Origin of the sequence: Rhodococcus sp. ARC_M6 (assembly GCF_022810305.1) — a bacterium.
Taxonomy (GTDB): Bacteria; Actinomycetota; Actinomycetes; order Mycobacteriales; family Mycobacteriaceae; genus Rhodococcus_F.
Genome location: NZ_JALGQH010000101.1, coordinates 1 through 267 on the forward strand (window position 1 = coordinate 1; position 267 = coordinate 267).

The window sequence follows — 267 nt, forward strand, 5'->3', positions numbered from 1 at the left end:
GGCCGCTCCGTCGGGCGTCACTTCAGACATGGACACGACGACTCCTCGGGTCAAGATAGGTGTACAGAACATCGACGAAACTATTGACGAGCACGTAGATGACGGCGATCACGACCACCGCACCCAACAGCATCGGCGAATCGCCCTGTTGCGCAGCGCGAACGATCAGGCTGCCCATTCCGGGTAGTGAGAACAGCGTCTCGACGATCACGGTGCTGCCGATCATGCCGCCGAGTGCCAGACCCATCATGGTGATGAGCGAGAACG

General features: G+C 59.9%; 1 protein-coding gene. It reads right to left on the reverse strand.

The features are described 5' to 3' along the window. Nucleotides 1–22: 22 nt before the first annotated feature. Nucleotides 23–267: ABC transporter permease subunit (locus MTX36_RS30765; protein ID WP_243623217.1), on the reverse strand; the 245-nt coding region annotated here is incomplete at its 5' end.